This is a genomic window from Streptomyces sp. NPDC001606, from assembly GCF_053596835.1.
The window spans coordinates 191,903-208,668 of the sequence record NZ_JBSFHC010000004.1 but is presented as its reverse complement, the minus strand read 5'-3'; the positions used below and the strand labels follow the sequence as shown (position 1 = coordinate 208,668).

At 73.0% G+C, this 16,766-nt stretch carries 15 protein-coding genes; 7 read left to right on the top strand and 8 right to left on the bottom strand.

Annotation, left to right across the window (positions count from 1 at the left end):
* The first annotated feature begins 8 nt into the window (after positions 1–8).
* Together ACWCV9_RS10680 and ACWCV9_RS10675 are read left to right on the top strand one after the other, a co-directional pair.
* Complete coding sequence (locus tag ACWCV9_RS10680) at positions 9–221, top strand: hypothetical protein (RefSeq protein WP_385844048.1); 213 nt, start codon at positions 9–11, stop codon at positions 219–221.
* A 100-nt stretch (positions 222–321) separates the two neighbouring features.
* The gene (locus ACWCV9_RS10675) at positions 322–1,815 is read left to right on the top strand and encodes a hypothetical protein (protein ID WP_450785521.1); all 1,494 of its coding nucleotides are present in this window, start codon (positions 322–324) and stop codon (positions 1,813–1,815) included.
* 67 nt (positions 1,816–1,882) lie between these two features.
* Here the strand turns inward: ACWCV9_RS10675 and ACWCV9_RS10670 are convergent, their stop codons facing one another.
* Positions 1,883–2,239: an iron-sulfur cluster assembly accessory protein gene (locus ACWCV9_RS10670; RefSeq protein ID WP_385844052.1), complete on the bottom strand. Its 357-nt coding sequence runs from the start codon at positions 2,237–2,239 to the stop codon at positions 1,883–1,885.
* Positions 2,240–2,503: 264 nt separating this feature from the next.
* Here ACWCV9_RS10670 and nadA point away from each other — a divergent pair, with 264 nt between their 5' ends.
* On the top strand, positions 2,504–3,688 hold the full coding sequence (gene nadA, locus ACWCV9_RS10665) for a quinolinate synthase NadA (RefSeq protein WP_450785519.1): 1,185 nt from the start codon (positions 2,504–2,506) through the stop codon (positions 3,686–3,688).
* A 36-nt stretch (positions 3,689–3,724) separates the two neighbouring features.
* Here nadA and ACWCV9_RS10660 read toward each other — a convergent pair whose 3' ends face one another.
* The 6 genes from ACWCV9_RS10660 to ACWCV9_RS10635 form a co-directional block, all read right to left on the bottom strand.
* Entirely contained in the window at positions 3,725–5,938 is a 2,214-nt protein-coding gene (locus tag ACWCV9_RS10660) for a protein kinase domain-containing protein (protein WP_450785518.1), read from the bottom strand.
* Positions 5,939–6,025: 87 nt separating this feature from the next.
* Positions 6,026–9,142, bottom strand: coding sequence for an efflux RND transporter permease subunit (locus ACWCV9_RS10655; protein ID WP_450785516.1), 3,117 nt, complete (start codon positions 9,140–9,142; stop codon positions 6,026–6,028).
* A gap of 158 nt (positions 9,143–9,300) precedes the next feature.
* Entirely contained in the window at positions 9,301–9,981 is a 681-nt protein-coding gene (locus tag ACWCV9_RS10650) for a response regulator (RefSeq protein ID WP_450785514.1), read from the bottom strand.
* Positions 9,978–11,219 (bottom strand): sensor histidine kinase, encoded by a 1,242-nt coding sequence (locus tag ACWCV9_RS10645; protein WP_450785512.1) that lies wholly within the window; start codon positions 11,217–11,219, stop codon positions 9,978–9,980. The genes ACWCV9_RS10650 and ACWCV9_RS10645 overlap by 4 nt, the downstream gene beginning before the upstream one ends.
* Positions 11,220–11,282: 63 nt before the next feature.
* Positions 11,283–11,561 (bottom strand): PspA-associated protein PspAA, encoded by a 279-nt coding sequence (gene pspAA / locus ACWCV9_RS10640; protein ID WP_450785511.1) that lies wholly within the window; start codon positions 11,559–11,561, stop codon positions 11,283–11,285.
* Positions 11,562–11,583: 22 nt separating this feature from the next.
* Complete coding sequence (locus tag ACWCV9_RS10635) at positions 11,584–12,375, bottom strand: PspA/IM30 family protein (RefSeq protein ID WP_385844060.1); 792 nt, start codon at positions 12,373–12,375, stop codon at positions 11,584–11,586.
* Positions 12,376–12,678: 303 nt separating this feature from the next.
* Here ACWCV9_RS10635 and ACWCV9_RS10630 point away from each other — a divergent pair, with 303 nt between their 5' ends.
* The 3 genes from ACWCV9_RS10630 (at position 12,679) to ACWCV9_RS10620 (ending at position 15,211) form a co-directional block, all read left to right on the top strand.
* Entirely contained in the window at positions 12,679–13,305 is a 627-nt protein-coding gene (locus tag ACWCV9_RS10630; protein ID WP_450785509.1) for a DUF3043 domain-containing protein, read from the top strand.
* Positions 13,306–13,385: 80 nt separating this feature from the next.
* Positions 13,386–14,090, top strand: coding sequence for a class I SAM-dependent methyltransferase (locus ACWCV9_RS10625; RefSeq protein WP_450785788.1), 705 nt, complete (start codon positions 13,386–13,388; stop codon positions 14,088–14,090).
* 56 nt (positions 14,091–14,146) lie between these two features.
* Positions 14,147–15,211 (top strand): S1C family serine protease, encoded by a 1,065-nt coding sequence (locus tag ACWCV9_RS10620; RefSeq protein WP_450785508.1) that lies wholly within the window; start codon positions 14,147–14,149, stop codon positions 15,209–15,211.
* Positions 15,212–15,267: 56 nt separating this feature from the next.
* Here ACWCV9_RS10620 and ACWCV9_RS10615 read toward each other — a convergent pair whose 3' ends face one another.
* The gene (locus ACWCV9_RS10615) at positions 15,268–15,483 is read right to left on the bottom strand and encodes a hypothetical protein (protein ID WP_450785506.1); all 216 of its coding nucleotides are present in this window, start codon (positions 15,481–15,483) and stop codon (positions 15,268–15,270) included.
* Between the two features lie 77 nt (positions 15,484–15,560).
* Between ACWCV9_RS10615 and ACWCV9_RS10610 the strand changes: the two genes are divergently transcribed.
* Positions 15,561–16,763, top strand: a complete 1,203-nt coding sequence (locus tag ACWCV9_RS10610; RefSeq protein WP_450785505.1) for a bifunctional adenosylcobinamide kinase/adenosylcobinamide-phosphate guanylyltransferase — start codon at positions 15,561–15,563, stop codon at positions 16,761–16,763.
* Positions 16,764–16,766: the final 3 nt, after the last annotated feature.

Below are 16,766 nucleotides of genomic sequence, written 5' to 3'. Positions count from 1 at the left end.
GTTCGACTATGACGAACCTCAAGGTCCACTCCACCACCGCCCCGGCCGACCTGGAAGAGGGTCTGGCCGCGCTGCGCGGTGACTGCGCCCGCATGGTTCCGCACTGGGCGGTGCCGGAGCGCCCGAAGTCCCGGCCGGTGCCGCCGTCCCTGATCCACGGGGTGACCGTGCCCGCGCGCTCCGCCCGGCTGCTGGACGCGATGTCCGACTACGGCGACTGAGCCGGGGCGCGTTTTCCGGGAACCGTGCGCTCCTCTGCCGCGTCCCATCGCCGTCCCCCGGGCGGGGGATGCGGGATACGACCCAGCGAGGAGCGATGCGGTGAACAGCGAGCGGCCCGAGAACTCCGAGACTCCCGAGACCCCCGGGGCGTCCGGGACCCCCGGGGACGACGTGACCACCGGGGGCGACGTGACCGCGGTCGAAGAGGGCGGCGGCGAGCGGGCCGGACGGCGCCGGTCGTCCTGGGCCGTCCTCTCGGTCGCCGCCGCCGTGCTGCTGGTCGGCGGCGGCGGGGCGTATCTCGCCGCGGGCGGTGGCCCGGACGGCCGGGGCAGCGCTTCGGCCGGGGCCGGCGCGGGGACCACTCCCCCGCCGCTCGTCCTGGACGGCGCCGGGGAGCGGGATCCGTACGGCGCCCGGTACGTGGCGCAGGGCGAGCTGCCGGACGGGCCCGGCTCGGCGCCGGTGTACGGGCCGGGGGCGGAGATCGGCCGGGACCGGGTGGCCCGGCTGGCGAAGGCGCTGGGGGTGGACGGGACGCCGGTGGCCGAGGGCCGGATCTGGCGGGTCGGCGGCAAGGACGGCACCGGGCCGCGCCTCCAGGTGAACCGGGACGCGCCGGGCAGCTGGACCTTCAGCCGGTACGCGCCGGGCACGGACGACTGCAAGAAGGGCGTCCTGTGCGCGCATGACCCGATGGCCCCCGCGGGCACCCCGGTGAGTGCGGCGGCGGCCGAGAAGGCGGCGGCGCCGGTGCTGGAGGCGGCCGGGCTGGGCGGCGCGAAGATCGAGGCGGACCAGGTGCTGGGCGCCCAGCGGGTGGTCGACGCGGATCCGGTGGTCGGCGGGCTGCCGACGTACGGCTGGACGACCGGCCTGACCGTCGACAGGAAGGGCGTGCTGGTCGGCGGGCACGGGCTGCTGGGGACGCCGGTGAAGGGGGCCGTGTATCCGGTCCTGGGGGCGCGCAGGACGCTGGAGCTGATGAACGCGGCGCCGAAGGGCGGGCACCGGATGGGGATCGGCGGGTGCACCCGTTCGATGCCGCTGAAGGACCGGCTGGAGAAGCCGTGCCGGACGGCGCCGTCGGCGGGGGCGTCCGCGGACACGATGACCGTGGGCAGGGCGGTGTTCGGGCTGGCCGCGCACTCCGTCGCGGGGCGGCAGACGCTGGTGCCGTCCTGGCTGTTCGAGGTGCGCGGGGCGGAGCCGGGGAGCGCGTCCACGGTGACGTATCCGGCGGTCGATCCGCGGTACGTGGCCTCGGCGACGCCGGCCACTCCCCCGGCGCCCACCGGGTCCGCGGCGCCGGGGACGGTGAAGGTGACCGGCTATACGGCGAAGGGCCGGGAGCTGACCGTGCGCTTCTACGGCGGAGTGTGCGCCGACTACACGGCGGCGGCGCGGGAGAGCGGTGAGCGGGTGACCGTGACCGTGACCGAGCACCCCTGGCGGGGCAAGGTGTGTGTGATGATCGCCAAGGAGTTCGTGAAGACGGTACGGCTGGCCGCGCCGCTGGACGGGCGGGCGGTGGTCGGCGCGGACGGCGGCCGGATCGCGCCCGGCGCGCCGCAGGCGCCCTCGCGCCCCTGAGGGGCGTGGACGTACGACGAAGGCGGCGGCCCGCTGCACGGACCGCCGCCTTCGTCATGCCTTCGGCTCAGCTGAAGGAGTCGCCGCAGGCGCAGGAGCCGGTCGCGTTCGGGTTGTCGATCGTGAAGCCCTGCTTCTCGATGGTGTCCACGAAGTCGACGGTGGCGCCGCCCAGGTACGGAGCGCTCATGCGGTCGGTGACGACCTTGACCCCGCCGAAGTCCTTCACCACGTCGCCGTCGAGCGAGCGCTCGTCGAAGAAGAGCTGGTAGCGCAGGCCGGAGCAGCCGCCGGGCTGGACGGCGACGCGCAGCGCGAGGTCGTCGCGGCCTTCCTGGTCGAGCAGGGCCTTCACCTTGGCCGCGGCGGCGTCGGTCAGGATGATGCCGTCGGTGACGGTGCTGGTCTCGTCCGATACGGACATCTACATCTCTCCCGGGTTGTACGGAGACTGCTTGCCGACGAGTGCAACCGGCGCTTCCGCGGATTCATTCCGGGCCGGGCAGTCGCGTTGTCGCGTTGGCGGTTCTGTCTTCATGCTCGCACATGCCCGCAGACGCGGACAGCGATCCCGGGGGCTGCCTGCACGGGATTCACGTCACATCGACGCTATGGCCATCGTCAAAGTGACGTGAAGCGGTTATGATAGATAGCGTCAGTTAGACGAAAAGTAGAAAGGGTGCGTGTCGTGACCACCGCCCAGACCCCGGAACTCGACGTGCAGCCGACTCCGCTCGCCCTGTTGCTGCTCGGCCGCGAGGCCGACCCGAAGAGCGAGCGGGGCGTCGAGTGCCCCGGTGACCTGCCGTCGCCGTCCGACCCCGACCTGGTGATGCGCGCCCGCGCGGCCAAGGAGAAGCTCGGCGACAGGGTCTTCGTGCTCGGTCACCACTACCAGCGTGACGAGGTCATCCAGTTCGCCGACGTCACGGGTGACTCCTTCAAGCTGGCCCGGGACGCGGCCGCGCGCCCGGAGGCCGAGTACATCGTCTTCTGCGGTGTGCACTTCATGGCCGAGTCCGCGGACATCCTGACGTCCGACGACCAGAAGGTCGTGCTGCCGGACCTGGCGGCCGGCTGCTCGATGGCCGACATGGCGACGGCCGAGCAGGTCGCCGAGTGCTGGGACGTGCTGACCGAGGCCGGGATCGCCGAGCAGGTGGTCCCCGTCTCGTACATGAACTCCTCGGCCGACATCAAGGCGTTCACCGGCAAGCACGGCGGCACCATCTGCACCTCCTCCAACGCCCAGCGGGCCCTGGAGTGGGCCTTCCAGCAGGGCGAGAAGGTGCTGTTCCTGCCGGACCAGCACCTGGGCCGCAACACCGCCGTCCGGGACATGGGGATGTCCCTGGAGGACTGCGTCGTCTACAACCCGCACAAGCCGAACGGCGGGCTGACGGCGGAGGAACTGCGCGCCGCCAAGATGATCCTGTGGCGCGGGCACTGCTCGGTGCACGGCCGGTTCAGCCTGGACTCGGTCAACGACGTGCGCGAGCGCATCCCCGGGGTGAACGTCCTGGTGCACCCCGAGTGCCGGCACGAGGTCGTGGCCGCGGCGGACTACGTCGGCTCCACCGAGTACATCATCAAGGCCCTGGAGGCCGCCCCGGCCGGCTCCAAGTGGGCCATCGGCACCGAGCTGAACCTGGTACGCCGCCTGGCGAACCGTTTCGCCCCCGAGGGCAAGGAGATCGTCTTCCTCGACAAGACGGTCTGCTTCTGCTCGACCATGAACCGCATCGACCTGCCCCACCTGGTCTGGGCCCTGGAGTCCCTCGCCGAGGGCAACCTGGTCAACCGGATCGAGGTCGACCGGGAGACGGAGGCGTTCGCCAAGCTGGCGCTGGAGCGGATGCTCGCCCTGCCGTAACCGGTGTATCCGGTCGCTCCCGGCCTCGGCGTGCGGTCACGCCGAGGCCGGAGTGCGTTCCGGGTGCGCCGGGTCCAGGGAGAAGACGGTGCCGTCGGGCGCGGTGACCAGCAGCGCGCCCCGGTCCAGGAGGGCCAGCGCGGGGTAGCCGCTCTGCGCGCCGCCGGCCAGGGGGTACGACTCCCACAGCCGGTGCCCCCGGCGGGCGTCCAGCGCGGCCGCGCGGCCGCTGACACTGGCCAGGAACACGGTGCCGTCCGGGCCGTCGGCCACCGGGCGGCCCGGCTGCTCCAGGGTCGTCCGGGTCCGCCACAGCCGCTTTCCCGTCTCCGGGGAGTGGGCGGTGACCAGCCCGTTGGAGACGGTGAAGCAGAGCATGCCGCCCGCGAGGGTCACGTCCCCCTTGGGCCCGCCCGCCAGCGCCACCGTCCGCTGCGCCCCGGTCTCCCGGTCGACCAGGATCGCGTGGCCGTAGACCGTGCCGTCCGGGCCCTGGCTCCCCCTCCCGCTCTGCTGGGCGAAGACCAATCGGCCGCCGAGGGCGCCCAGATAGGTGGTGCGGGCCGGGAGCACGGCCAGCGTGCGGGTGGTGCCGTCGGCGGGGTCGACGGAGAGCAGCCGGGCGCCCGGCCGGGTACCCGTGAACCGGCTGCACACGGCATACAGGCCGCCGTCCGGGTCGTACACGTCGCAGGAGTGGTCCGCGGGCAGCGGCATCGACCAGCGGCGGCCGCCGCCGTGCAGGGAGTACGCGACGAACGCATGGCCGGCACCCGTGTCGGGTGCCAGGGCCAGGCCGGCCACCAGGGCCGGCATGTCGGCCATCTCGTCCGACATCGGCCGGGACCACAGCACCTTCCCGGTCCCCGTGTCGAGCGCCACGACGGACGGCACGCTGCGGCCGCCCATGTCCAGGAACCGGGTCCGGCGCAGCAACAGCACGCCGTCGTGCACCCCGAGGACATAGTTCTCGTACCGGGCCGCACTGGGACCGGGCCCGTCGTCGCTGCGCCAGAGCACCTTGCCGGTCAGCGCGTCGAGCCGGACCGGCAGGACCTGGTCACCGGCGCAGTAGAGGGAGCCGGACTCCTGCGCGCAGGAGATGGTGCCGTCGCCGAAGCCGTGGGGTGCCTTGGTGACGCCGTGCGCGGCGTCCGCGAACACCGTGGTCCGCCAGGGGCGCCAGCCGGCCGGCACCGGCGCCCAGCGGCGGGACTCCGTGGCGCCGACGGTGCCGCCGGCCCCTGTGGTGCTGCCTCCCTGCGAGGGGCCGAGCAGCAGATAGGCGGTGAGTGCGATCCCCAGGACCCCGGACGCCCCGGCCAGCGCGAGCAGCCGGGCGCGGTGGCGACGCACCCCGGGCCGCCGCCCGGACGCCGCGGGGCGGGTCGGCTCCGGGTCGGGCCGGCGCAGGGTCACGGTGGGCAGGTCGCCGGGCGCGGGGGCGGGCAGGCCGGTCGCGAACTCCTCCGCCAGCGCGTCCAGTCCGGGCCGGTCGGCGGCGTCCTTGGCCAGGCAGCGGGTCAGGATGGCGCGCAGGGCCGGAGTCAGCGGTTCCAGGTCCGGTTCCTCGTGGACCACCCGGTAGGCCGTCAGATACGGGCTGTCGGTGTCGAAGGGGCCGCGGCCGGTCGCCGCGTAGACCAGCAGCGCGCCGAGGGAGAAGACGTCCGAGGCGGGGCCGACCGTACGGGCGTCCGTGAGCTGCTCGGGAGACATGAACGGCGGAGTGCCGATCATGTGGCCGGTCTCGGTGAGGGTCCGGTCGCCGGCCGCGCGGGAGATGCCGAAGTCGATGACGCGCGGGCCGTCCTCGGCCATCAGGACGTTGCCGGGCTTGAGGTCACGGTGCACGACGCCGGCCCGGTGGATGTCCCGCAACGCCTCCACCAGCCCGAGGGCGAGGCCCCGCAGCTCGGCGGCGCGCAGCGGCCCCGCCTGCTCGATCCACTCCGCGAGCGAGCGCGCCGGCACGTACTGGGTGGCCATCCAGGGCCGTACGGCCTCCGGGTCGGCGTCCACGACCGGCGCGGTGAAGGCGCCGCTCACCTTGCGGACGGCGGCGATCTCCTGCCGGAAGCGGGCCCGGAAGACGGGGTCCTCGGCGTACTGGGCATGCACGATCTTGACGGCGACCTCGCGCCCGGAACGGGCCCGGGCCCGGTAGACGACCCCCATGCCGCCGGACCCCAGCCGGTCGACGATCCGATAGCCGCCGACCGACCTCGGCTCCTCCATGCGCAGTGACACCGCCCCGTTCCCCTTCCCCCGCGAAGCAGTTGGAGTCCACAGGATAAGGACAGCTCAAGGGGGAAAGGGGCCACGGGTGCCGAGCGGCTACACCTTCGCGGGCTCGGGCTCGTCGGAGGTGGGCTGCGCCGGGGCCGGTGCGCCCTTCTTCGCCGCCCGCTTCTTCGCCCGCCGCTCCTTGCGCAGCTCCAGCATCGCGTAGAGCGTCGGGACCAGGAGCAGGGTCAGCAGGGTCGACGTGATCAGACCGCCGATGACGACGACCGCGAGCGGCTGGGCGATGAAGCCGCCCTCGCCGGTGACGCCCAGGGCCATCGGGAGCAGGGCGAAGATGGTCGCCAGCGCCGTCATCAGGATCGGGCGGAGCCGGTGCCGGCCGCCCTCGACCACGGCCTCGACCACGCCGTAGCCCTGGCCGCGGTACTGGTTGATCAGGTCGATCAGCACGATCGCGTTGGTGACCACGATGCCGATGAGCATCAGCATGCCGATCATCGCCGGGACGCCCATCGGGGTGCCGGTGGCGACGAGCAGACCGATCGCGCCGGTGGCCGCGAACGGGATCGACACCAGCAGGATCAGCGGCTGGGCCAGCGAACGGAAGGTCGCCACCAGCAGCATGAAGACGATCGCGATCGCCGCCAGCATGGCCAGGCCCAGGTTCTTGAACGCGTCGTCCTGGTCGGAGCTGACCCCGCCGATCTCCGCCTCGGCGCCCGCGGGCAGCTTCAGGGCCTTGATCTTCGCCTGGAGCTTGGTGCTGATCGCACCCGTGTTGTCACCGGTCGGCTTGGCGGTGATGGTGGCGGCGCGCTGGCCGTCGATCCGGGTCAGCGACACCGGGCCGTCCACCAGCTTCACCGTGGCGATGTCGCCGAGCTTCACCGGGCCGAGGCGGAGGTTCCGCAGCTGCGCGAGCGTGGTCGCGGGCTTGGCCGACCGCACCACGACATCGCGCTCGGTGTCGTCCAGGACCGCCTTGGCCGCCGTGGTGCCGCGCACCGCCTCGGCGACCGCCGCGCCGAGCTTCTGGTCGTCGAACCCGGCCGCCGCCGCCTTGGCGTTGGCCTTGACCGAGATCCGCGGCACGCTCGTCGCCAGGTCGCTGGTGACGTCCGTGACGTGGTCGAGCCCGGCGACGGTGGAGCGGACCTGCTCGGCCGCCGTGCGCAGCGCCTGCGGGTCGGAGGCCTTCACCACGACGCTGAGGTCCTGGTTGCCGAAGCCGTCACCGGCCGCCACCGTGGTGGTCCCGATGCCCTTGAGCTTCTTCAGCCCGTCCTCCAGGCGCTGCTGGACCTCGTCGTAGGACTTCGAGTCCTTCAGCATCACCTGGTAGGTGGCCTGGTTGGTGTCCGTGCCGCCGCCGAAGGCCGCCATGAAACCGGAGGAGCCGACGGTGACCTGGTAGTCCTTGACGCCGTCGGTGGCGGCGATGAGCTTCTCCACCTTCTTCGCCTGGGCGTCGGTGGCCGCGAGGCCGGTGCCGGCCTTCAGCTCCTGCTTGACGGTGAGGACCTGCTGCTCGCCCTGGTCGAAGAAGTTGGTCTTCAGCAGCCCGGACATGCCGAACGTGACGACCAGGACCACGATCGCGATCAGGACGCTGGTCAGCCGGCGCCGGGTGGCGAAGCGCAGCACGGGGACGTACGCGCGCTGGAGACGGCTGTTCGCCTCCTTCTCCTCGGCCCGCTGGCGCGCCTCCTCGGCGTCCTCGGGGGTGCCCTTCGGGGCGCGCAGGAACCAGTACGACAGGACCGGTACGACGGTCAGCGACACCAGCAGGGACGCCAGCAGGGCCGCCGTCACCGTGATGCTGAACGAGCCGAACAGCGCGCCCACCATGCCGCCGACCAGGCCGATCGGCAGGAACACGGCGACCGTGGTGAGGGTGGAGGAGGTGACCGCGCCGGCCACCTCGCGCACGGCGGTGAGGATGGCCTCCTTGCGCTCCTCGCCGTAGCCGAGGTGCCGCTTGATGTTCTCCAGCACCACGATCGAGTCGTCCACGACCCGGCCGATGGCGATGGTCAGCGCACCCAGCGTGAGCATGTTCAGGGACAGGCCGTCGGTCCACAGCACGATCAGCGCGAGGACGACGGACAGCGGGATGGACACCGCCGTCACCAGCGTCGAGCGGAGCGAGGCGAGGAAGAGCAGGATGATCAGGACCGCGAAGAGCAGGCCGAGCGCGCCCTCCGTGGTCAGGCCCTTGATGGACTTGGAGACCGCCGGGCCCTGGTCGCTGACGACGGTGAGCCGGGCGCCGGAGCCGAGCTGACGGCGCAGGTCGGGCAGCTTGTCCTTGACCGCGCCGGAGATGGACACCGCGCTGCCGTCGTGGTCCATGGTGACGCTGACGGCGAGGCTGGGCCGGCCGTCGGTGCGGGTGATGGAGTCGGCCGGGGCGGGCTGCTCCTCGACGGTGGCCACGGCACCGAGACGGACGGGCTTGCCGCCGTTCGCGCCGGCGACCATCAGGTCCCGGATCTGCTGCACCGAGGTGAAGCCGCCGCCGACCTGGACGGTGCGGTTGGCGCCGTTCTCCTCGAAGGAACCGGCCGGGACGGTCGCGCCGCCCGCCTGGAGCGCCTGGCCGAGGGCGGCCGGGGTGAGTCCGGCCCGGCCGAGCGCGGCCTCGTCGGGGGTGACGGTGACCTGGACGTCACGGACGCCGGTGACCTGGACCCGGCCCACGCCGTCGATGTCCTTCAGGGACGGTACGACCGTCCGGTCGAGCTGGTCGGCGAGGGACTGCTGGTCCTTGTCCGAGGTGACGGCGAGGACCACGGTCGGCATGTCGTCCGTGGAGCCGGAGATGACCTGCGGCTCGACGTCGCCGGGAAGCTGGTTGCGGGCCCGGTTGACGGCCTGCTGGACGTCGGAGACGAGCTGCTTGGTGTCGTTGCCGTAGTCGAAGGACGCCATGATCACGGCGTTGCCCTCGCTGGCGGTGGAGGTGACACCCTTGATGCCGGAGACGCCCTGGAGGTTGTTCTCGATGGGCTCGACGACCTGCTTCTCGACGACGTCGGGCGAGGCGCCGTGGTACGGCGCGATGACCGACACCATGGGCAGGTTGATGGTGGGCAGCAGCTGCTGCTTGATCTGGGGTATCGCAATCAGCCCGAAGACCAGCGCGACGATCGACATGAGCCCTATGAGGGCCCGTTGGGCGAGGCTGAATCTGGACAGCCAGGACATGGGTCAGGGTCCTCTTCCGTGAGCGGCAGAAGCACGGCGGGGCGCACGGGTGAGCGCCCACCTCACCACCCTGAGCCATGGCCAGGGGCCGTTCCGTAGGCCCCAGGTCCCGTTCCTTATGCCATCTCTACTCCGCGCGCAGTACACGCGGGTGGAGATCAGTCCATCCTCGGGCGCACCAGCCCGGACTCGTAGGCGATCACCACGAGCTGCGCCCGGTCCCGCGCGCCGAGCTTGGCCATGGCGCGGTTGACGTGCGTCTTCACGGTCAGCGGGCTGACCTGGAGCCGCTCGGCGATCTCGTCGTTGGAGTGGCCGCCGGCGACCTGCACCAGCACCTCCCGTTCCCGGCCGGTGAGCGCGCCCAGCCGCGCGGAGCGGGCGGGATCGCGGTCGTCGTCGCCGTCGCCCTGGGCCAGGAAGCGGGCGATCAGCCCCTTGGTGGCGGCCGGGGAGAGCAGCGCCTCGCCGCCCGCCGCGACCCGGATGGCGTTCAGCAGCTCCTCCGGTTCGCTGCCCTTGCCGAGGAAGCCGGAGGCGCCGGCCCGCAGTGCCTGGACGACGTAGTCGTCCACCTCGAAGGTGGTCAGGATGACCACGTGGACCTGGGCCAGCTCGGGGTCGGCGCTGATCATCCGGGTGGCGGCGAGTCCGTCGGTGCCGGGCATCCGGATGTCCATGAGGACGACGTCGGGGGCGTGCTCCTTGGCGAGCCGGACCGCCTCTGCGCCGTCGCAGGCCTCCCCCACCACCTCCATGTCGGGCTCGGAGTCGACCAGCACCCGGAACGCGCTGCGCAGCAGTGCCTGGTCGTCGGCGAGCAGGACACGGATCGTCATGCGGGCTCCCCCTGGGCCGTCGTACGCGCGTCGGCCGTGCGCGCGTCGGTTGCGAGGGGCAGGATCGCATGGACGCGGAAGCCGCCGCCGTAGCGGGGTCCGGTGGTCAGCCTGCCGCCGAGGGCCCCGACCCGCTCGCGCATCCCGAGCAGCCCGTGCCCGCCTCCGTCCTGCGATACGGCGGCCTCCCCGGCTCCGTCGTCCAACACGCTGACCTCGATGTCCGACCCGACGCGTACGACGCTGACCTCCGCCTTGGCGCCGGGCCCGGCGTGCTTGCGGGCGTTCGTCAGGGCTTCCTGGACGATCCGGTAGACGGCCAGGTCGACGGCGGCCGGCAGGTCCCCGGTACGGTCCGGAAGGGCCACCTCCACCGGCAGGCCCGCGCTGCGGAAGGTGCCGGCCAGCTCCTCCAGGCGGTCGAGGCCGGGGGCGGGCTCGGTCGGGGCCTCGGGATCACCGGACTGGCGCAGCAGGCCCACGGTCGCCCGCAGCTCGTTCAGCGCGCTGCGGCTGGCCTCGCGGACATGGGCGAGGGCCTCCTTGGCCTGGTCGGGCCGCTTGTCCATGACATGGGCGGCGACACCGGCCTGCACATTGACCAGGGCGATGTGGTGGGCGACCACGTCGTGCAGATCGCGGGCGATGCGCAGCCGCTCCTCGGCGACCCGGCGGCGGGCCTCCTCCTCGCGGGTGCGCTCGGCGCGTTCCGCGCGCTCCCGCATCGCCTGGACGACCGCGCGGCGGCTGCGGACGGCGTCCCCGGCGGTGGCGCCGATGCCGGTCCAGGCCAGGACGCCCAGGTTCTCCTGCGCGTACCAGGGCAGCGGGCCGCCGAGCATGGCGGCGGCCGTCAGCACGGTGGTGGTGAGCAGGCCGATGCGCAGGGTGGTGGTGCGGTCGGTGGCCGAGGCGACGGTGTACAGGGCGATGACGGCGGACATCCCGACCGGGGCGCGCGGGTCGCCGGTGACGAACTCGACGAGGGAGAGGGCGCCGGTGAGGGCGAGGACCGGCATGGGGGCGCGGCGGCGGAAGACCAGGGCCGCGGCGCCGAGCAGCATCAGCAGGAGGCTGAGCGGATCGGGGGTGCGGACGCCCCAGGTCACCCCGTGCGCTCCCTGGGGCACCACGAAGGAACCCGCGATCATGCAGGCCAGGACGCCTGCGGCGAGGGCCGCGTCCAGGGCCAGGGGGTGGGCGCCGAGGCGGCAGCGGGCGCGGTCGAGAGTGCTCACGGTGTGAACAGTACGGCGGCGGCCGAGGCCCCCGTGTCCGTCACCTTCCCGGCACCCGGGAGCTCAGCCGGGGATCAGGCCGTCGTCGCTCAGCAGGTCGCGGACCTGCTCCAGGCTCGCGTCCGCCGACGGCAGGATCAGGTCCGACGGTTCCAGCGAGTCGTCCGGCAGCGGGACGCCCAGCCGGTGGACCGCGGACAGCAGGGCGTCGAGGGTGCGGCGGAAGCCGGTCTCGTCGCCGCTCTCCATCTCGGCCAGCAGCTCGTCGTCCAGCTGGTTCAGCTCGGCCAGGTGGGCGTCGTCCACGCTCACCTGGCCCTCCCCCATGATCCTTACGATCACGTCGGCCTCCTCGGCATGACCCCTACTGCTTGTCGAAGCGCGGGGTGTCCTGCGGCTGCTGCTGGGACTGTCCCTGACCGGTGCCGCCCTCGATGGCCTGCTGCGGCGCGCCGCCGGCCAGCTCGGCCTTCATGCGCTGAAGTTCCAGCTCTACATCACTACCACCGGAGATCCGGTCCAGCTCGGCGGCGATGTCGTCCTTGGCCATGCCGGTCGGGTCGTCCAGGGCACCGGAGGCGAGCAGCTCGTCGATGGCGCCGGCCCGGGCCTGCATCTGCTGCGTCTTGTCCTCGGCGCGCTGGATGGCGAGCCCGACGTCGCCCATCTCCTCGGAGATGCCGGAGAAGGCCTCGCCGATCCGGGTCTGCGCCTGGGCGGCGGTGTAGGTGGCCTTGATGGTCTCCTTCTTCGTACGGAAGGCGTCCACCTTGGCCTGGAGCCGCTGGGCCGCCAGGGTGAGCTTCTCCTCCTCGCCCTGGAGGGTCGCGTGCTGCGTCTGGAGGTCCGTCACCTGCTGCTGGAGGGCGGCACGCCGGGACAGCGCCTCGCGGGCCAGGTCCTCCCGGCCCAGCGCGAGCGCCTTGCGGCCCTGGTCCTCCAGCTTGGACGACTGCTGCTGCAACTGGTTGAGCTGGAGTTCCAGGCGCTTGCGGGAGGTCGCCACGTCGGCGACGCCGCGGCGCACCTTCTGGAGCAGCTCCAGCTGCTTCTGGTACGAGTAATCGAGGGTCTCGCGCGGGTCCTCGGCCCGGTCAAGGGCCTTGTTCGCCTTCGCGCGGAAGATCATCCCCATACGCTTCATGACACCGCTCATGGGCTTCGCGCGCCCCCTTCTGACGGACTCCAGCTCACAGATCCAGCGACAGAACCCACAGTACGGGCCCTGCCTCCATTACCGCACTGTCCAGGGGCTGATGCGCTCATCCCCGAGAACGACTGCGGACGGCACCGCTCCGGCCTGAGGAGTAGGTGGCCCCTCAGATCCTCCTCCGGGTCCCCGGATCTTCCGACCCCGGTTCGGTCCCGGTTGTGTCCCGGTTCTGTCCCTTCCACAGGCCCGCGCGCACGCCGGTGTGCGTCCGGTGTTGCCGGATCGTTCCCCGAAGGGCTGGGGTCCATGCCCGGGAAGCCCGTACCCTTGGGTTTTGTGTTCCGTAGCCGTGCCAAGGAAGAGAAGGCGCCCGCCGACAAGGCCGTGGTGACCGACTCCAAGCAGCCCCGTGACCCGCAGGCCCCGAAGGGCCGGCCCACGCCCAAGCGCAGTGAGGCCCAGTCCCAGCGCCGAAGCGTGGCCCAAACGCCGACGACCCGCAAGGAGGCAGCGCAGCGCAACCGCGAGGAGCGCCGGCAGGCGCTGGAGCGGCAGCGCCAGGCGCTCGCCGGCGGCGACGAGCGGTATCTGCCGGTCCGGGACAAGGGCCCGGTCCGCAAGTTCGCCCGGAACTGGGTGGACTCCCGGTTCAACGTGGCGGAGTTCTTCCTGCCGCTCGCCGTGGTGATCCTCGTGCTGAGCATCGTGAAGGTGCCCGCGATCCAGTCCGTGGCGCTGCTGCTGTGGCTGGTGGTGATCGTGCTGATCGTGCTCGACGCGGCGTTCAGCGGCTTCCGGCTGAAGAAGCGGCTCAAGGAGCGCTTCCCGGACGAGAACACCCGCGGCGCGGTCGCCTACGCCCTGCTCCGCTCCCTCCAGATGCGCCGGCTCCGGCTGCCGAAGCCGCAGGTCAAGCGCGGAGAGCGGCCCTGAGCGCAGAGGCTTTCACCGGGGGCGCGGCCAAGGCCTGGCTGCACAGGCTGGGCGGCCTGCGTGATGTCGTACGACAGGAGCTGGTCGCCCGCCAGCTGGACGAGCAGATAGCCGGGCGGTTCCCGGTCGGGCAGCGGCTGCGGGTGCTCGACGTCGGGATGGGCCAGGGCACGCAGGCGCTGCGGCTGGCCCGGCTCGGCCACCAGGTGACCGGGGTCGAGCGGGAGCCGGCGATGATCGCCGCCGCGCGCGAGGCGCTGGCCGCCGAGCCGGAGGGCATCCGCGCGCGGGTCCGGCTGGTGCAGGGCGACGGGCGGGACACCGGCGTGCACTTCCTGCCGGGCAGCTTCGACGTGGTGCTCTGCCACGGCGTACTGATGTACGTCGAGGAGCCCGACCCGCTGGTGGCGGGGCTGGCGCGGATGCTGGCCCCCGGCGGACTCCTCTCCCTGCTGGTCCGCAACGGCGACGCGCTCGCGATGCGCCCGGGCCTGTCCGGCGACTGGGCGGGCGCGCTGGCCGCCTTCGACACCACCGCCTACAGCAACCGCCTGGGCCTGGACGCCCGGGCCGACCGGCTGTCCACGCTCACCGCGACGCTCGCCGGGATCGCGGCCCCGCTGCACGCCTGGTACGGCGTGCGGGTCTTCACGGACACGGCCGCGGACGGCACACAGATCCCGGACGACCTCGAGACCCTGCTGGCCGTCGAGGAACGCGCGGGCCGCACGGACCCCTACCGCCGGGTGGCGGCACTGCTGCATCTGTGCGGCGTACGGGGCTAGATCCGTTCGGGGCAACAGCGGGAGCCGGGTGATCACCGGGCGGTGAGACTCGGGGCATGGATGCTTTCCGTACCGGTGTGCTGCGTGGAGTGGTGGTGCTGGCGTGCTGCGCGGGCCTCGTCACCGGCTGCCAGCGCCCCTCGGCCGAGGCCGGCCAGGATCCGCCGGCGGCCGCCCGGGCGGCCGTGCCGATGGCCGTGGGCGATCTCCAGAGCCAGTACCAGAAGGTCATCCGGGAGGTCCTGCCGTCGGTCGTGCAGATCCGGGCGGGCAACCGGCTGGGCTCCGGGGTGGTGTACGACGGCAGGGGACACATCGTCACCAACGCCCATGTGGTCGGCTCCGCGAAGGCGTTCACGGTGACCACGGCCAGCACCGAGGAGCCGCTCACCGCGCGCCTGGTCTCCTCCTACCCCGAGCAGGATCTGGCCGTGATCAAGCTGGACCGGGCGCCGGCGGGGCTGAGACCGGCGGTGCTCGGCGACTCCGACAAGGTCGAGATGGGCCAGATCGTGCTGGCCATGGGCTCGCCGCTGGGGCTGTCCTCCAGCGTGACCCAGGGCATCGTCTCGGCGACCGGACGGACCGTCAGCGAGGGCAGCGACGGCGGGGGTACGGGCGCCACGATCCCGAACATGGTGCAGACGTCGGCGGCCATCAACCCCGGCAACAGCGGGGGCGCCCTGGTGAACCTGGACGGTCAGGTCATCGGCATTCCCACGCTCGCCGCGGCCGACCCGGCGCTGGGCGGCAGCGCGGCGCCCGGCATCGGGTTCGCGATCCCGGCGTCGATGGTGCGGACGGTCGCCGGACAGATCATCGACAAGGGCCGGGTCGTCGACTCCGGGCGGGCCGCGCTCGGCGTCACCGTGCGGACGGTGGTGGACGTCCGCTACCAGCCGGCCGGGGTGGCGGTGGTCACCGCCAAGAGGGGTGACGCGGCCGACCGGGCGGGGCTGCGGCCCGGGGACATCATCACCAGGCTGGGCGACCAGCCCGTCACCACCGTCACCTCCCTGTCGGAGGCGCTGGCCGCGGACCGGCCCGGGCAGCGGACGACGGTGACCTATCTGCGGGGCAGCGGCGAGAAGACGGTGCGGGTGACGCTGGGCGAGCAGTGAGGAGGGGTACGGCGCTCTCCCCCACCGCTCGCCACCGGGCCGCCCGGGCGGGTTCGCTACGCGTCGGCGTCGGCGTGCAGGCTCATCGGCCCGTAGATCTCGCTGTTCTCCTCGTACAGCCGCACCTGGTCCGCGCCGCCCTCGCAGAGCGCCTTCCAGTGCTCGCCGATCCAGGACTCGGCGTCCCCCTGGGTGGTGAACTCCTCGGGCTGCACCGCGGGCTGGACCTCCGTCCCGTCGGCCTTCTCGAACCGCCACGTCCATGCCGTCATATGGGCCTCCTCGTGATCCAACTCCTGGCAGCCTAGCCGGAAGCGCAAGACCTGCCAGGACAAGCGAAAATCGTCCCGTGGAAATCACTCTGCTCGGTACTGGTGCCCCGGCGGGACTGCCCCGGCCCGACTGTCCCTGCGCCGCCTGCGCACGCGCGCTGGGGCCCGACGCGCGGGCGGCGACCGCCGTGCTGGTGGACGGGGCGCTGCTGCTGGACCTGACGCCGGGGGCGGCGTTCGCGGCGGCGCGGGCCGGGCACTCGCTGGGCGGGGTGCGGCAGGTGCTGCTGTCGCACCCGCACGACGGCCCCGCAGTCGAGGTGCCGGCCGGGCTGCCGCAGCCCGGACGGGTGCCGGACGGCCGGGAGTTGGCGCTGCTGACGGGGCATCGGGTGCGGGCCGTGGCGATGGACGCGGGCGGCACCGGGTACGCGGTGACCGGGCCGGACGGACAGCGGCTGCTGTATCTGCCGCCGGGCGGGGCGCCGGCCGGGCTGGAGGAGGCGCGGGCGGAGTCGTACGAGATGGTCCTCGCGGACGTGGTGGGGCGCCCGGACGCACTGGCCCGGCTGCGGGCGGTGGGCTCGGTGGGCCCGACGACGGATGTGCTCGCCGTGCATGTCGGCCACGACGTGCCGCCCGGCCCGGAGCTGCGGCGGCGGCTGGCGGCGGCCGGGGCGCGGGCGGTGCCGGACGGTACGACGCTGGTGGTCGGGGCGTACGAGGACGTGCCGGACGTGCCGCGGCGCACGCTGGTGCTGGGCGGGGCGCGGTCGGGGAAGTCGGTGGAGGCCGAGCGGCGGCTGGAGGCCTTCCCGGATGTGCTGTACGTGGCGACCGGCGGGACGCGGGGCGGGGACACCGAGTGGGCGGCGCGGGTGGCGGCGCACCGGGAGCGGCGGCCGGGGTCGTGGCGTACGGCGGAGACGACGGATCTGTTGCCGCTGCTGGGCGAGGAGGGGCCGCCGCTGCTGATCGACTGCCTGTCGCTGTGGCTGACGGATGTCATGGACTCCGTGGGCGCGTGGGACGACGCGGAGTGGGCGGGCGGGGGTGAGAAGGCGCTGCGGGAGCGGGTGCGGGAGTTGACGTCGGCGGTGCGGGGGGCGCGGCGGACGGTGGTGGCGGTGTCGAACGAGGTGGGGTCGGGGATCGTACCGGCGACGGCGTCGGGGCGGCGGTACCGGGACGAACTGGGGCGGCTGAACGCGGCGTTCGGGGCGGAGTGCGAGGAGGTTGTGCTGGTGGTCGCGGGGCAGGCGCTGGTGCTGCGGGGCTGAGGG

What these genes read in the sequence shown, in the direction of transcription:
- ACWCV9_RS10680 (WP_385844048.1), top strand. Translation starts at nt 9, where the DNA reads ATGACGAACCTCAAGGTCCACTCCACCACCGCCCCGGCCGACCTGGAA.
- ACWCV9_RS10670 (WP_385844052.1), bottom strand. Translation starts at nt 2,239, where the DNA reads ATGTCCGTATCGGACGAGACCAGCACCGTCACCGACGGCATCATCCTG.
- ACWCV9_RS10655 (WP_450785516.1), bottom strand. Translation starts at nt 9,142, where the DNA reads ATGTCCTGGCTGTCCAGATTCAGCCTCGCCCAACGGGCCCTCATAGGG.
- ACWCV9_RS10650 (WP_450785514.1), bottom strand. Translation starts at nt 9,981, where the DNA reads ATGACGATCCGTGTCCTGCTCGCCGACGACCAGGCACTGCTGCGCAGC.
- ACWCV9_RS10635 (WP_385844060.1), bottom strand. Translation starts at nt 12,375, where the DNA reads ATGAGCGGTGTCATGAAGCGTATGGGGATGATCTTCCGCGCGAAGGCG.
- ACWCV9_RS10630 (WP_450785509.1), top strand. Translation starts at nt 12,679, where the DNA reads ATGCCCGGGAAGCCCGTACCCTTGGGTTTTGTGTTCCGTAGCCGTGCC.
- ACWCV9_RS10620 (WP_450785508.1), top strand. Translation starts at nt 14,147, where the DNA reads ATGGATGCTTTCCGTACCGGTGTGCTGCGTGGAGTGGTGGTGCTGGCG.
- ACWCV9_RS10615 (WP_450785506.1), bottom strand. Translation starts at nt 15,483, where the DNA reads ATGACGGCATGGACGTGGCGGTTCGAGAAGGCCGACGGGACGGAGGTC.